Below are 14,651 nucleotides of genomic sequence, written 5' to 3' on the forward strand. Positions count from 1 at the left end.
GATGCGCATCAATTGGACGAAAAGGATAACCGGCGCCGCAGTTGTCGCCATGATCGTTGCGGCAGGACTCTGGTTCGCCTGGCCCCAGCCCATCCTCGTCGATTTGGCGGCGGTGGCCAGGGGCCCGATGGAGGCCACTGTCGATGACGAGGCCAAGACCGAGGTGCGCCACGTCTATACGGTATCCGCGCCGATCGCCGGCAAGGTTCTCAGAATCTCGCCGCCGCGCCATGTCGGCGACCAGGTCACCAAGGACGAAACCGTGGTGGCGGTGATGCAGGCCGCTACCCCCAGCTTTCATGATGTCCGCACACATGAGGAGTTGCTGGCGGCGCTCGGCGCGGCCGAGGCGGCCGTGACGTTCGCGCAAGCGGAAGTAAAGCGGCTCGAAGCGGCGCTCGGGTATTCTCGCACGGAACTCGAGCGGGCCGAAAAGCTCGCCAAGACCGGGGCGATATCGCAGGGGGCTCTCGATAAGGCGAGGTTCGAAGTCGACACCAACGAGGCGGCCTTGGCGAGCGCGAAGGCGCAGGTCGAAGTCCGGGGCAACGAGCAGGCGATGATCCAGACGCGGCTCGGCCAGCCTGCCGAGGATGCCACACAATCAGATCCGGCCTGCTGCATCCAACTTCATGCTCCAGTGAGCGGCCGCATCCTGAAGATCGTTCAGGAGAGCGAGGGCATGGTCCAGCCGGGCGCGCCGCTTGTCGAGATCGGCGACCCGCTCGACCTGCAGGTGGTGGCGGACCTGCTTTCGACCGATGCAGTGCAGATAAGACCCGGTGCGGCGGTCCGGATCGACGGCTGGGGAGGGTCTGCGCTTCGAGGCAAGGTGACACGAGTCGATCCAGCCGGCTTCCTCAAGGTCTCAGCGCTTGGGATCGAGGAGCAGCGTGTCCGCACCGAGATCGACTTCGTCGATCCTCCCGAAACATGGTCGCAGCTAGGACACGACTACCGTGTGATCGTGCACGTGGAGAGTTGGCGGGACGATAATGTCCTCAGCGTGCCGGTGGCGGCACTGTTTCGAAAGGGCGACGACTGGGCCGTGTATCTCGCCAAGAACGGACGGGCGCGTACGACCGTGGTCAAGATCGGTCACCGGAACAGCAGGGTGGCCGAGGTCGAGTCCGGCCTGTCGGAAGGCGATGAGGTCGTGCTGCACCCGAGCGACCGGGTGGGCGACGGCATAGCTGTGCGCGAGCGGAACGTTCGATAGGGCTTCGAGACGTCCGAGGGTATTCTGCTCAGTTCGAGCTTGCGCTTAAGCGTGCGAAGCCCGTACCGACCGGGAGAAAGACCACCCGAGTCAACCGGGCGGCGACCAGCTTGCCACCAATCGATTTGCTTGAACTCAACCCTGCAATCGCCTTGGGCCGGCTAACGCCAAAGGCACACCCGGACGTCCTTCCCAACATAGCACGCGCCTGCACGGCGAAGTTCTCCCCAATCTCCTGCCTCTCCGTGAGTTTCGCGAATATCCGAGTTCCCATAGCCTGCCCAAAGATCACCGTCCTTGTAGACGACGGCCCAGTAATCTTTTGACATTTCGCCAGCGCCACTATTCGTGTCGGGATAGTCGATGCCCGCAAAAACCTGCCGGGGGCCCTGGATATTGAAATCGCCGCCCCTCTCGATTTGATAGGAGCACCTTCCGGATATGCGGGTCTGGCCGTGAACAACAAGCAGGCAGCGGCCCCATTTGTAACCGCTCGGCAGACGATGCTGTGCTGCGTGCGAAGGCGAAAAGGAAAAAGCAATTGCAAGGGCAACCGCTATGGTCCGCCCGATCAGCCAATCCAAAGAGCGACCAAACACCGTTGGATTCCGCCCAGAGCGCATGTCGAACGGTCCTCCGTAGGATGATCCCCTGAGATCACGTCACTATCTATCGGCCATGGTCGGATTTTTGTCACGTGACATGTGCGTTGCTGCACGCCCTCCTTCGCCGAGGCTCCGGGGGGCATCCTGCTTCGCGCGGAAGGTTGGACTTGTCCTGCGAAGCTCGGAGAGCGAAGCAGGATGGCGGAGAGGGAGGGATTCGAACCCCCGATACCCTTGCGAGTATGCCGCATTTCGAGTGCGGTGCATTCGACCACTCTGCCACCTCTCCGCGAGGTCATGGTCGGCCGTTGCCGGCGCGGCGCACTAGATAACGGCTGACCGCTGCAGTTACAAGGCCCTATTCGACCGATTTCCCGCTTCTTCGGGAAGCGACCGCCGACGCGGCAGACCAGCCTTGCCGGCGATGTCGCTCCGGGTCGGCGAGGGCAAGGCCCGCTCGCCTTGACTTCCGCGCAACCTTCGGTTAGGGACAGCCCGCATTCGGCGTGGGGGTTTCTCCGCGCCGCTTGTTTTTTGAACCCGCAGACTGACAAAAAGACGGCCGAACCGCTCGAGGCGGTTCATCAAGGCCGACCGAACAGCGAAAGGCAAAAAATGTTCGCAGTCATCAAAACGGGCGGCAAGCAGTATCGCGTCGCCGCCAACGATCTCTTGAAGATCGAGAAAGTCGAAGCCAAGGTCGGCGATATCGTCGAGATCGGCAATGTGCTCGCGCATGGCGAGGGCGAGAATGTCACCTTCGGCGCGCCGTTCGTCGACGGCGCCATGGTCACGGCGGAAGTCGTCGAGCAGGGCAAGAACCGCACGGTCATCGCTTTCAAGAAGCGCCGCCGCCAGAATTCGCGCCGCAAGATCGGCCACCGCCAGCTTCTGACCACCGTGCGGATCTCCGAGATCCTGCTGGGCGGCGCCAAGCCGGCGAAGAAGGCCGCCGCGAAGCCGGAGGCCAAGGCGCCGGAAGCCAAGGCTGAAGTCGCCGCCGAGGCGAAGGCTGAAGCCGCGCCGAAGGAGGCCAAGGCCAAGAAGGAAGCCAAGGCAGAGGCTGCTTCCGGCGAAGAGGCCAAGGCCGCGCCGCTGTTCAAGGCGCCGAAGGGCGAGCCGGATGACCTCACCGTCATCAAGGGCATCGGCCCGGTCGCGGCGAAGGACCTCGCCGAGCAGGGCATCGTCACCTTCGCGCAGCTCGCCAAGCTGACCGACAAGGATGTCGCCAAGATCGACGAGCACATGCCGTTCAGCGCCGACCAGATCAAGGACTGGCGCGAGCAGGCCAAGGAGCTGGCGAAGAAGTAAGACGACCGGCGACAATCGTCGCCGGCACGACTTGAAACGGAACGCGAACGCGTTCATAAGACAATTCAAGCGCCTCACGGCGCATCGGAGTTAGTTAGATGGCACACAAGAAAGCTGGCGGTTCGTCGCGCAACGGTCGCGACTCGCACTCCAAGCGGCTCGGCGTGAAGAAGTTCGGCGGCGAAGCCGTCGTTGCCGGCAACATCATCATTCGTCAGCGCGGCACGCAATGGCATCCGGGCACCAACGTCGGCATGGGCACGGACCACACCCTTTTCGCACTCGAAGCAGGCGCAGTCGCCTTCAACAAGAAAGCCAACGGCCGAACCTACGTCTCGGTAAACCCGATCACCAAAGCAGCGGAGTAGCCGGTTCCGCACCATAACACCGGCGCCCATCTCGGGAACCGGTGTCTGGCCAGGCCAGGAAAAGGATCAGGAGAGATGGGCTTCCATCTCTCCTTTTTATTTTTCTTATGCCCTGGAGGACTAAAATGGTTGCCGAAGCGGAAGACACCGACGACGAAAGTTACGCGATAGACTGCCCGGTGCTCACCACCGAGCGCCTGGTCATGCGCGCGCCGCGCGAGAACGATCTCGAGCAATTGATGGCGCTCGCCGACAACCGCCACGTCGCCGAAATGCTGGCCCGTATGCCGCATCCTTACGGCGAGGCCGAAGCCAGAGCCTTCCTTGCCATGGCTTCGTCACGCCGCGCCGGCATCGTCTATGCGCTGACGCTGGCCGGAACCGGAACCTTCGTCGGCTGCGCGGGGCTCAACACCACCGATCGCGGGCTGGAGCTCGGCTACTGGATCGGCGAGCCCTACTGGAAGCGCGGCTATGCGACGGAAGCCGCGCACGCGCTGGTCGATCTCGCCTTCCAGAGAACCTCGATCCAGGTCCTGCATGCCTCGACCAGGGTCATCAATCCGGCCTCGCGCCGGGTCATCCACAAGTGCGGTTTCCAGTATGCCGGCCAGGGGATGCTGAATTCGATCGTCGCCGGCCAGGTGCCTGTCGAGCGCTACCGGCTGGATCGCAAGACGTGGACGAGCCTACGCAACTGGGTGCATTTCTAGGCGCCGGGCCTCGAACCAAGGTCAAAGGTCAGCCCATTTCGACCCAGACCGGCAGATGATCGGAGCCGACCGCCTGCCGGTCGACCCAGAGGCGCTTCAGCGATTTGGCCAGCGAAGCGCTGGTGAAGACGTAGTCGATGCATTTGTAGCGGCTGGCATCGTCGGGCCGCTTTGGATCGACAGAGGTGACGAGGCCGGAAGCGCCAAGGCGCTGGGCGGCGTCGACGGCGAGATCGGCGGTCAGCGGCATGCCGAATTCATGGTCCGCGCGGCCGGCGAGTTCGACATATTCGGGCGATCCGGGCAGCATGTTGAAGTCTCCCATGACGATGAAGGCCTCCGGATAGGGCAGGTCCGGCAGGCCGATCTCGGGAATGCCGGAAAGGCCGCCGCCTTCCAGCGCGTAGTTCAACAGGCGCTGGCGCAGGAAGCGGATCTGGCTCTGGCGCTCGACCGGGCTGCGGTGGTCGAGATGGGTGGAATAGAAGCGGACGAAGCCGAGCGGCGTCTCGATCAGCGCCTCGAGCGCGCCGCGCTGGAAGTTCATCGCCTCGAGGCTGCGGCTGCGCGGCAAAAGGAGATTGCGCGACAGATGAATGGGCGTCTTCGACAGCACCATGTTGCCGAGCTGGAAGGTGCGGGTGACGGCGCGGCCGGTGTCGAGGCGCGAGCCGACATTGACCTCGAAATTGCTGCCGTAGGCAGCGAAGTAATCCGGCAGTGCCTCGCCGATCTCGGCCACCATGTCGCGATCGCCGTTGCGCGGGTTGTTGCGGGTCACCTCCTGCAGGGCGATGACATCGGCGCCGCGCACGGCGTCGGCAATGCGGCCGACATCGTATTTGCCGTCAAGGCCGATGCCGTACTGGATGTTGTAGGTGACGAGCTGCATTCCGGTACTCCAACACCAACGCGGAACCGCGAAAACCGGAAGCGATCGTCGCGCGGGATCAATCGCAAGCGGGCAGTGCCAACGCGTTCGTGGTGCGTGCAAAAGCTTGTGCCGGCGCTTTCGTCACAAAACAGCCTCGCCCTTGGCCCCGCCTTGGTTTAGAGCAATCGCGCAAGGCAATCAGCAGAAACCTGAAAAATTCCGATGAAATTCCTCGATCAAGCCCGAGTTTACATCCGTTCCGGCGACGGCGGCGCCGGTTCGGTGTCGTTCCGCCGCGAGAAATTCATCGAGTTCGGCGGTCCGGACGGCGGCGACGGCGGCCGCGGCGGCGATGTATGGGCCGAGGCGGTCGACGGGCTGAACACGCTGATCGACTATCGCTACCAGCAGCATTTCAAAGCCAAGACCGGCATGCACGGCATGGGCCGCAACATGACCGGCGCCAAGGGCGCCGACGTGACGCTCAAGGTACCGGCCGGCACCCAGGTGTTTGCCGAGGACAACGAGACGCTGATCTGCGACCTGACCGAGGTCGGCCAGCGCTTCCTGCTCGCCAAGGGCGGCAATGGCGGCTTCGGCAACCAGCATTTCAAGACCTCGACCAACCAGGCGCCGCGCCGCGCCAATCCGGGACAGCCGGGCGAGGAGCTCAGCATCTGGCTTCGGCTGAAGCTGATCGCCGACGCCGGCCTCGTCGGCATGCCCAATGCCGGCAAGTCGACCTTCCTCGCCGCCGTCACCGCGGCCAAGCCGAAGATCGCCGATTATCCGTTCACCACGCTCTATCCCGGCCTCGGCGTCGCCCGCATCGACGGCCGCGAATTCGTGCTGGCCGACATTCCAGGCCTGATCGAGGGCGCGCATGAGGGCGTCGGCATCGGCGACCGCTTCCTCGGCCATGTCGAGCGCACGCGCGTGCTTCTCCACCTCGTCTCGGCGCTGGAGGAGAATCCAGGCAAAGCCTACAAGACCGTGCGCGGCGAGCTGGAGGCCTATGGTCATGAGCTGACCGACAAGGTCGAGATCGTCGCGCTTTCCCAGGTCGATATCCTCGACGCGGATGCCCGCAAGAAGAAGGCGGCGTCGCTGAAGCGCGCCGCCGGCCGCGCGCCGATGCTGTTGTCGGCCGTCACCGGCGAAGGCGTCGAGGCGGTTCAGCGCGCACTGATGGCCGTGGTCGCCAAAGCACGCGACGCCGTTCCCGCTCCCGTCGACACGCGCTGGCAGCAAAACCCATGAAATCGCTGAAATCATATCGGCGCATCACCGTGAAGATTGGCTCGGCACTGCTGGTCGACCGCACGAGCGGGCTGAAGCGCGACTGGCTGACCTCTTTGGCCGACGACATCGCGGCGCTAGCCAAAGCCGGCGCGGAGGTGCTCGTCGTCTCCTCGGGCGCCATCGCGCTCGGCCGCACCATCCTGGGCCTCGGCAAGCGCGCGCTGAAGCTCGAGGAGAGCCAGGCCGCCGCCGCCGTGGGCCAGATCGCGCTCGCCGGCGCCTGGTCGGACGCGCTCGGTAGGAACGGGCTGAAATCGGGCCAGATCCTGCTCACGCTCGGCGACACCGAGGAGCGCCGGCGCTACCTCAACGCGCGCGCCACGATCTCGACCTTGCTCAAGATGAAGGCGGTGCCGGTCATCAACGAGAACGACACGGTGGCGACCTCGGAAATCCGCTATGGCGACAATGACCGGCTGGCCGCGCGGGTCGCCACCATGATGGGCGCCGATCTCCTGGTGCTGCTCTCCGACATCGATGGGCTTTATACGGCGCCGCCGGCCAAGGATCCGCAGGCCAGGTTCATCCCGATGGTCGACCGCATCACGCCGGACATCGAGGCGATGGCGGGAGCAGCCGCTTCCGAGCTATCGCGCGGCGGCATGCGGACGAAACTCGACGCCGGCAAGATCGCCAACGCCGCCGGCACGGCGATGATCATCACCGCCGGCACGCGGCTGTCGCCGCTGATGGCGATCGAACGCGGCGAGCGCGCCACCTTCTTCCGGCCGAGCGCCAATCCGGTGAAGGGTTACAAGACCTGGATCGCCGGGCAGCTCGAGCCGGCCGGCCGGCTCACCGTCGATGCCGGCGCCGTCGGCGCGCTGAAGTCGGGCAAGTCGCTGCTGCCCGCCGGCGTCAAGCTGGTCAGCGGCAATTTCTCGCGCGGCGACACGGTGGCGATCCTGTCGCCCGAGGGCCGCGAGATCGCGCGCGGGCTGGTTGCCTATGATGCCGCCGATGCCGTAAGGATCGCGGGTTTGAAGACGGCCGAGATCGAAAATGTGCTCGGCTACGAGGCCCGCTCGGCGATGATCCATCGCGACGACCTTGTGGTAAGCGTCGCCGGCGACCAAGTATTGGCCAGCGAATGACCCAGCGGAGGATGAACCATGCTGAAGCTGCATGAAAAATCCGGGGAAGACACCGTGGCAACAATGGCCGACATCGGCCGCCGCGCCCGGACTGCCGCCCGACCGTTGGCCGTCGCCACGACCGCGGCCAAGAATGCTGCTTTAGCCGCCATGGCCGACGCCATCCTGCGCAACGAGCAGGCGATCCTCGAGGCCAACGCCATCGACATGTCGAATGGCCAGGAAGCGGGGCTGTCGGCATCCTTCATGGACCGGCTGAAGCTGACGCCACCGCGCATCAAGGCCATGGCCGACGGCATCCGCGAGATCGCCGCGCTCAAGGATCCGGTCGGCGACGTCATTGCCGAATGGGATCGGCCGAACGGCCTCCACATCGAGCGCGTTCGCACGCCGCTCGGCGTTATCGGCGTCATCTATGAAAGCCGGCCGAACGTGACGGCCGATGCAGGCGCGCTCTGCCTGAAGGCGGGCAATCCGGTGATCCTGCGCGGCGGATCGGATTCGATCAATTCGTCGGTCGCCATCCATGCCTGCATGGCCGAAGGGCTGAAGGCCGCCGGTCTGCCGGAAGATGCCATCCAACTGGTGGCGACCACCGACCGCGCCGCCGTCGGCGAGATGCTCAAAGGCTTGAGCGGCAATCTCGACGTCATCATCCCGCGCGGCGGAAAGAGCCTTGTCGCGCGTGTGCAGAACGAGGCGCGGGTGCCGGTCTTCGCCCATCTCGAAGGCATCTGCCATCTCTATGTCGACCGCTCGGCAAAGCTCGACATGGCGGTGAAGATCGCCGTCAACGCCAAGATGCGGCGCACCGGCGTCTGCGGTGCGGCCGAGACGCTGCTGGTCGACCGCGCGGTGGCGCCCACCCATCTGGTGCCGATCCTCGAAGCGCTGCGCGCCGCCGGCTGCGATATCCATGCGGACGTCGAGGTGATGCAGGCTTTCTCCGACGCCAGCCCGGCGACCGATGCCGACTGGGTGACGGAATATCTCGACGCCATCATCGCGGTGAAGCTGGTCGACGGCGTCGCCGGCGCGATCGACCATATCGAGACTTTCTCCTCGCACCACACCGAGGCGATCATCGCCGAGGATACGCAAGCGGTCGAAAGATTCTTCAACGAGATCGACTCGGCGATCCTGCTGCACAACGCCTCGACACAATTCGCCGACGGCGGCGAGTTCGGCATGGGCGCCGAAATCGGCATCGCCACCGGCAAGATGCATGCGCGCGGGCCGGTCGGCGTCGAGCAGCTGACCTCGTTCAAATACCGCGTGCGCGGGTCGGGACAGGTGAGGCCGTGATCTTTTTCGCTCCAAAGGCCTGACGCTTGCGCCCAGCCACCCCCCTCTGCCCTGCCGGGCATCTCCCCCGCAAGGGGGGAGATCGACTGCCACAATTCCCTTCGCCAATCGCCGGCGCTGCAAAATTCGTGCCTTCACAGAAGCTGCTGATCTCCCCCCTTGCGGGGGAGATGTCCGGCAGGACAGAGGGGGGTGCCTAGCGCCATGCTTTACCAGCCCGAGCAACCTGTCCCCGCTCCCTACTTGCGCATGCCCCACGCCGGGCGCGGCCTCGCCGTCGGCCTGTTCGGCGGCTCGTTCAACCCGCCGCATGCCGGCCATGCGCTGGTCGCGGAAATTGCGCTGAGGCGGCTGGCGCTCGACCAGCTCTGGTGGATCGTGACGCCCGGCAATCCGTTGAAAAGCGCGCGCGAACTCGCCCCGCTCGCCGAACGCGTCGTGCGGTCCGAGAAGATCGCCAGGAATCCGAAGATCAAGGTCACCGCCTTCGAGGCGGCGCATCATGTCCGCTATACCGCCGACACCCTGGCGCTGATCAAGGCGCGCAATCCGGGCGTCGATTTCGTCTGGATCATGGGCGCGGACAGTTTGCGCGACTTCCACCACTGGCAGCGCTGGCGCGAGATCGTGCTGACCTTCCCGATCGCGGTCATCGATCGCCCGGGGGCGACGCTCTCCTTCCTGTCTTCGGTCGTCGCCAAGACCTTCGACTATGCCCGCATCGACGAAGGCGACGCACCGCTGCTTGCCCGCATGCGGGCGCCAGCCTGGACCTTCATCCATGGTCCGCGCTCGTCGCTGTCCTCCACCGCGATCCGCAACGCGGCGAAGGGGTAGGCGAGTTCCCCCTTCTCCCCTTGTGGGAGAAGGTGTCGCCGAAGGCGACGGATGAGGGGTGTTCCAGGGAACGCCAGCGTCTCACTCCGCTGGAGCACCCCTCATCCGTCTTGCCGCTTTGCGGCAATCCACCTTCTCCCACAAGGGGAGAAGGAGAAGGCGCGCCATGTCGCTTTTACAGCGGCTTTCCGGTTTCCGCTGAGCGATGCTGCAAAGCATGCTGGAAAAGAGTCGCACCACCGCTGATCCGGGCGCGCAATCGGCGCCGCTGATTGCCATTGCCAGCGTCATTCTGTCGATGGCGCTGATCGCGATCGGCAACGGGCTGATGTTCGCCTTCATTCCCGTGCGGCTCGGCGCCGATGGCTTCGACCCGACCTGGGCCGGGCTGATCGTCACCGGCCTTTCGGCCGGCGGGCTTGCCGGCTGCATCCTGACCGGACCATTGGTGCGCAGGGTCGGCCATGCGCGCGCGTTCATGGTGCTTTCGGCGCTGATCGCCCTCTCCAACGTCGCGATCGGCGCCGGACCGATCCCGCTGCTGTGGATCGCGGCGCGGGCGCTCTACGGCTTTGCCATCTGCGGCCTCTTCATCGTCGCGCAGAGCTGGCTCAACGATGCCTTGCCGAATGCCATACGCGGCCGGGTCATGGCGGTATTCTACGTCGCCTATATTGGCGGGCTGGGCGTCGGTTATGCAACGCTGGCCGCGGTCGATATCCATACGGCGGCGGTGCCGCTGATCGGCATCGCCTTTACCGCGCTGTCGATCCTGCCGGTCGGCATGACGCGGCTTGCCCAGCCACCCGCGCCGCAGGCCGCTTCGGTGGCGCTCGGCCAGGCCTGGCGAATTTCGCCGGTCGGCGTCGTCGGCATGCTGGCCGTCGGCGGCCTGTCGATGATCATTTCCGGTTTCGCGCCGATCCACGCCACCGCCAGGGGTTACAGCCAGGCGGATGTGGCGCTGCTTTTGTCGGCGATGCCGGTCGGCACGCTGATCCTGCAGATACCGCTCGGCTGGCTCTCGGACCGCACCGACCGTCGCTACGTGCTGGCGGGCGCGGCGGCGCTCGCGGTGGCGGCGAGCCTGCTCGCCATTGTCTTCGACGGCGGAGCGCTGATGGCGCTGGTGGTGATCTACCTCATCTGGGACGGAGCATCGGAATCGATCTATTCGCTCTCCAGCGCGCATGCCGCCGACCGCGCCAGGAAGGACGAGCTGCTGGCGCTGTCGAGCTCGCTGCTGTTTGCCTGGTCGCTGTCCGGCTTCATCGTGCCCGGCCTCGTGACGGCGCTTTCGGCCATCTTCGGCACCGAGACCTTCATCTATGTCGGCATCTTCATCGCTTCGGCGTTCTGCCTGTTCGTGCTGTGGCGGGTGTTTGCGGCGCGGCCAACGCCCGCTGCCGTCACCGGCAGCTTCGCGCCGATGTCGGCGCAGACGCCCCTGCCGGTGGAACTCGCCTTCGCGCCGGACGATGAGCCACGGCGGACCAACGACTGAAAAATTCTGACTGCTCTAATGCTTGCTAGCCTCCGGCGACGGCGCCTCGGGCGGCGGCAACGGGATCGAAATGCCCTCGTTGTCGAAGGCCTGCTTGGCGCGCTTGGTCATGTCGGCCTGGGTGGCGAAGTAGTCGGCCGCCGACGTCCAATAGCGCAAGGTGAGCGAAACCGTATTCTCACCGAGGCTCGCCACGAAGGCGATCGGCGCCGGCTCGCGCCGGATGCGCTTTTCGGCGCCGGCGATGCCAAGCAGCGCCTTCTGTCCGCGGTCGATGTCGTTCCACGAACCGATGCTCAAGCTGATGTCGGTGCGGCGGACGCCGTTGCGGGTGAAGTTTCGCACCGGCTGGTTCCACAGCGTCGAGTTGGGCGCCAGGATGTAGACGCCTTCGACGGTGCGCAGCTTGGTCGCGAACAGACCGATCTCCTCGACCGTGCCGGCGACCGAGCCGACCTCGACGGATTCGCCGATGCGGAAGGGTCGCAGCGCAAGCAGCATGATGCCGGCGGCGATGTTCTGCAGCGTGCCCTGCAGCGCCAGTCCGATGGCCAGGCCGATGGCGCCGATGGCGGCGATGATGGACGCCGTCTGCACACCGAACTGGCCGAGCACCATGATGACGACAAGGATCAGGATGGCGTAGCGGACGATCTTCGAGAAGAAATGGCGAAGCGTCGCGTCGAAGCCGTGGATGTGGCTGAGGCCCGCGAAGATCGAGCGCTCGGCAAGGCCGGCGACGAAATAGCCGACCACCAGGAGGATGACCGCGCCGATTGCCGAGAAGGAATAGGAAACGATGAGTGTAGAGAGCTGCGCAAGCCCGGCCTGGACGATGAGAAGTGCGTCTTGCGGGTCTGTCGGCATGGTGAAGTCCCCATTGGTCTTTGAGCCGATAACCCGTGCCAGGCGCAAAGGGTTCCGATTTTTTCGAGACTGCGGAACCTGTCGAAGGGTGCTGCGTTGGCGCCGGCAGAGGCGTCCGTCTTGAAACTGCAACGGAACTCTGCCTATCTAAGTGGTGTCACCTGATTTGCCGGGTGATTTGGTTGTTCTTGTTGGGAAAGGAAACACACTGAGAACAGCGCTGCGGAAGAAGGCCGATATCGTGCCTTCGCCGGCCGGGATCAGCGGAAGCGATGCTGCGTCCCTCGCCATCAAGACAGTCCTTGCCAGTCTGGAAGACTCCAAGGCCGAAAACATCGTCTCAATCGACATCCAGGGTAAATCGAGCCTCGGCGACTATATGGTCATCGCCTCGGGCCGATCGCACCGTCATGTCTCGGCTGTCGCCGATCATCTCCTCAAGGCGCTCAAGGATGCCGGTCTCGGCATGGCGCGCGTCGAGGGGCTGGCCAGCGCCGACTGGGTCCTGATCGATTCGGGCGACATCATCGTCCACGTCTTCCGTCCCGAAGTCCGCGAATTCTACAATCTCGAAAAGATGTGGCAGGCGCCGGACCTCGAGGAAGAGACCTTGCACTGAGCCATGTCCCGTGCCGTGACCGTTCCGGTCCGGCGCCGATCGAGGGCTCGCCGAGGCGAGGATGAAGGTTACCGTTCATGCCGTGGGCCGGATGAAGACCGGCCCCGAGAGAGAGCTGGCCGGCCGCTATTTCGAGCGCTTCGCCAAGAGCGGGCCTGCGGTCGGGCTGGAATTCGCGGGCATCGTCGAGACCTCCGAGAGCCGCGGCCAGAGCGCCGACGAGCGCCGCCGCGAGGAGGGCCAGAAGCTGCAGGCCCAGTTGCAGCCGGGCGCCGTGCTCATCCTGCTCGACGAACGCGGCAAGTCGTTGACCTCCGAGGATCTGGCTGCCCGCATCGGCCAGTTGCGCGACGGCGGCCGCAAGGCGCTGGTCATTGCGATCGGCGGCGCCGACGGCCACGACAAATCCTTGCGCGAGCAGGCCGATCTGGTGCTGTCTTTCGGGGCCTTGACCTGGCCGCACCAGCTGGTGCGCGTCATGCTCGGCGAGCAACTGTACCGGATCGCCACGATCCTTTCCGGACACCCCTATCACCGCTCTTGAGTCGTCGTCCGCGATATCACCCCCCCGAAAGCTGGGGATCACCTCCGTCTGCCCGGATTTCCGCCTCAATGGCCCGGCATCACATTGTTGCGGTTGCTTCCAACATGGTTGATGGTTCGTTAACGAAGCGGGCGATAGAGTCGAGGCCTGATGTCTGAAGGCTGGAATTCGAGAACGCGCGCCTGGCGCAGCCGCTGCGGCCTGACCCTCGTCGCCGCCGTGCTTGCGCTTGGGCCGGCCCGGGCGGCGGAAAACACGCTGGCTCTCGCGCCGGATCCCGACCAGAACCGCGCCGAGTACGAGCAGGTTTCGAAGGAAATCACGCTCTCTTCCGAGCGGCTGGCCAAGCTCGCCGCCGATGTCGCGACGGTCAAGAAGGACCATGCCTCGATCAGCGCCGCGCTCATCCAGTCGGCGATGACCGAGCAGAAGCTCGGCCAGGACATCGAGGATATCGGCGCCAGGCTGGAAGGGCTGAAGGCCGAGGAAGAGAAGCTGCACGCCTCGTTGGTCGCGCGCCGCGACGTGCTGGCCGAAGTTCTCGGCGCGCTGCAGCGCATGGGGCTCAATCCGCCGCCGGCGATCCTGGTCAAGCCGGAGGACGCGCTCTCGTCGGTGCGCAGCGCCATCCTGCTCGGCGCCGTGGTGCCTGAACTGCGCCAGCAGACCGATAAGCTGCTGTCCGACCTCAAGGAACAGACGCGGGTGACGGCCTCGATCGAAGCCGAACGGGCGCGGCTCACCGCCGCCGTCACCGAGCAGACGGCGGAAAAGAAGCGGCTCACCATGCTGCTCGAAGCCAAGAAAAAGCTGCAGGCCGACACGGAGACGGCTTTGGCCGCCGAACAGCAGCATTCGCAGCAACTGGCGGCCAGGGCCGGCAGCCTCAAGGATCTCATCGCCTCGCTCGAAGCCGACAAGGCGCGCAAGGCGGCCGACCAGGCCAAGGCGGCGGAGCGGAAATCGACGGACAGCGATACGACGGCGTCCACGACCGAGCCTGCCCCGCCGCTGGTGCCGGAGGGCAACCGTTTGACCGCTTCGGCTCCGTTCGCGGCGCTCCAGGGCCAGATTGCGCTGCCGGTCATCGGCAAGATCAAACGGCGCTTCGGGACCGACGACGGCAATGGCGCGATGATGCAGGGCGACATGGTTGCGACACAATCGGGGGCCATCGTCACCGCGCCGGCGGATGGAAACGTGCTTTATGCGGGGCCGTTTCGCTCGTATGGTCAACTCTTGATCCTCAATGCGGGCGATGGGTATCATGTCGTCCTGGCAGGGATGAGCAGAATCAGCGTCGCGACTGGCCAGTCGGTGCTCGCAGGAGAACCGGTCGGCGCGATGGGAGAGGCCCGGGTGGCAAGCACTTCGGCCTCGCAGAATGGAAATGCCACGCTGGAGCTCTATGTCGAGTTCCGCAAGGATGGAAAACCCGTCGATCCGGCCCCTTGGTGGGCGGACCGATTTTCTGGAAGGACGTGAA

The 14,651-nt window shown here is 65.0% G+C and carries 14 protein-coding genes and 1 tRNA gene; 12 read left to right on the forward strand and 3 right to left on the reverse strand.

The genetic code is table 11. The features are described 5' to 3' along the window. Position 1: 1 nt before the first annotated feature. Complete coding sequence (locus tag EJ070_RS10915; protein WP_126091372.1) at positions 2-1,219, forward strand: HlyD family efflux transporter periplasmic adaptor subunit; 1,218 nt, start codon at positions 2-4, stop codon at positions 1,217-1,219. An 804-nt stretch (positions 1,220-2,023) separates the two neighbouring features. Here EJ070_RS10915 and EJ070_RS10920 read toward each other — a convergent pair. Beyond that, a tRNA-Ser gene (locus tag EJ070_RS10920) sits at positions 2,024-2,113 on the reverse strand. Positions 2,114-2,439: 326 nt separating this feature from the next. On the opposite strand from EJ070_RS10920, the gene rplU reads away from it, so the two are divergent. From rplU to EJ070_RS10935, 3 genes are all read left to right on the forward strand, one after another. Further along, the gene (rplU, locus tag EJ070_RS10925) at positions 2,440-3,138 is read left to right on the forward strand and encodes a 50S ribosomal protein L21 (protein ID WP_126091373.1); all 699 of its coding nucleotides are present in this window, start codon (positions 2,440-2,442) and stop codon (positions 3,136-3,138) included. Between the two features lie 98 nt (positions 3,139-3,236). Then, positions 3,237-3,506, forward strand: coding sequence for a 50S ribosomal protein L27 (gene rpmA / locus EJ070_RS10930; protein WP_059189273.1), 270 nt, complete (start codon positions 3,237-3,239; stop codon positions 3,504-3,506). Positions 3,507-3,631: 125 nt separating this feature from the next. Further along, positions 3,632-4,219: a GNAT family protein gene (locus EJ070_RS10935; protein ID WP_126091374.1), complete on the forward strand. Its 588-nt coding sequence runs from the start codon at positions 3,632-3,634 to the stop codon at positions 4,217-4,219. A gap of 28 nt (positions 4,220-4,247) precedes the next feature. Here the strand turns inward: EJ070_RS10935 and EJ070_RS10940 are convergent, their stop codons facing one another. Then, positions 4,248-5,111 carry an endonuclease/exonuclease/phosphatase family protein gene (locus tag EJ070_RS10940; protein WP_126091375.1) on the reverse strand — a complete coding sequence of 288 codons (864 nt, stop codon included), beginning with the start codon at positions 5,109-5,111 and terminating at the stop codon, positions 4,248-4,250. 204 nt (positions 5,112-5,315) lie between these two features. Here EJ070_RS10940 and obgE point away from each other — a divergent pair, with 204 nt between their 5' ends. The 5 genes from obgE (at position 5,316) to EJ070_RS10975 (ending at position 11,135) form a co-directional block, all read left to right on the forward strand. After that, entirely contained in the window at positions 5,316-6,353 is a 1,038-nt protein-coding gene (gene obgE / locus EJ070_RS10945) for a GTPase ObgE (protein ID WP_126091376.1), read from the forward strand. Further along, positions 6,350-7,489 (forward strand): glutamate 5-kinase, encoded by a 1,140-nt coding sequence (gene proB, locus EJ070_RS10950; RefSeq protein WP_126091377.1) that lies wholly within the window; start codon positions 6,350-6,352, stop codon positions 7,487-7,489. The genes obgE and proB overlap by 4 nt, the downstream gene beginning before the upstream one ends. Before the next feature lie 18 nt (positions 7,490-7,507). Next, positions 7,508-8,794, forward strand: a complete 1,287-nt coding sequence (locus EJ070_RS10955) for a glutamate-5-semialdehyde dehydrogenase (RefSeq protein WP_126091378.1) — start codon at positions 7,508-7,510, stop codon at positions 8,792-8,794. 249 nt (positions 8,795-9,043) lie between these two features. Further along, on the forward strand, positions 9,044-9,631 hold the full coding sequence (locus EJ070_RS10965; RefSeq protein ID WP_126095705.1) for a nicotinate-nucleotide adenylyltransferase: 588 nt from the start codon (positions 9,044-9,046) through the stop codon (positions 9,629-9,631). A gap of 217 nt (positions 9,632-9,848) precedes the next feature. Then, complete coding sequence (locus EJ070_RS10975; protein WP_126091380.1) at positions 9,849-11,135, forward strand: MFS transporter; 1,287 nt, start codon at positions 9,849-9,851, stop codon at positions 11,133-11,135. 15 nt (positions 11,136-11,150) lie between these two features. On the opposite strand, the gene EJ070_RS10980 is transcribed toward EJ070_RS10975, so the two are convergent. Continuing rightward, positions 11,151-12,002: a mechanosensitive ion channel domain-containing protein gene (locus EJ070_RS10980; protein WP_126091381.1), complete on the reverse strand. Its 852-nt coding sequence runs from the start codon at positions 12,000-12,002 to the stop codon at positions 11,151-11,153. Between the two features lie 241 nt (positions 12,003-12,243). Between EJ070_RS10980 and rsfS the strand changes: the two genes are divergently transcribed. The 3 genes from rsfS (at position 12,244) to EJ070_RS10995 (ending at position 14,650) form a co-directional block, all read left to right on the forward strand. Beyond that, a complete protein-coding gene (gene rsfS, locus EJ070_RS10985; protein WP_126091382.1) occupies positions 12,244-12,621 on the forward strand; it encodes a ribosome silencing factor in 378 nt (125 codons plus the stop codon). 61 nt (positions 12,622-12,682) lie between these two features. Further along, positions 12,683-13,165 carry a 23S rRNA (pseudouridine(1915)-N(3))-methyltransferase RlmH gene (rlmH, locus tag EJ070_RS10990; RefSeq protein WP_126091383.1) on the forward strand — a complete coding sequence of 161 codons (483 nt, stop codon included), beginning with the start codon at positions 12,683-12,685 and terminating at the stop codon, positions 13,163-13,165. 150 nt (positions 13,166-13,315) lie between these two features. Beyond that, positions 13,316-14,650, forward strand: coding sequence for a murein hydrolase activator EnvC (locus tag EJ070_RS10995; protein WP_126091384.1), 1,335 nt, complete (start codon positions 13,316-13,318; stop codon positions 14,648-14,650). Position 14,651 lies beyond the last annotated feature (1 nt).

It is taken from the genome of Mesorhizobium sp. M1E.F.Ca.ET.045.02.1.1 (assembly GCF_003952485.1).
In the GTDB taxonomy this organism is placed as follows: domain Bacteria; phylum Pseudomonadota; class Alphaproteobacteria; order Rhizobiales; family Rhizobiaceae; genus Mesorhizobium.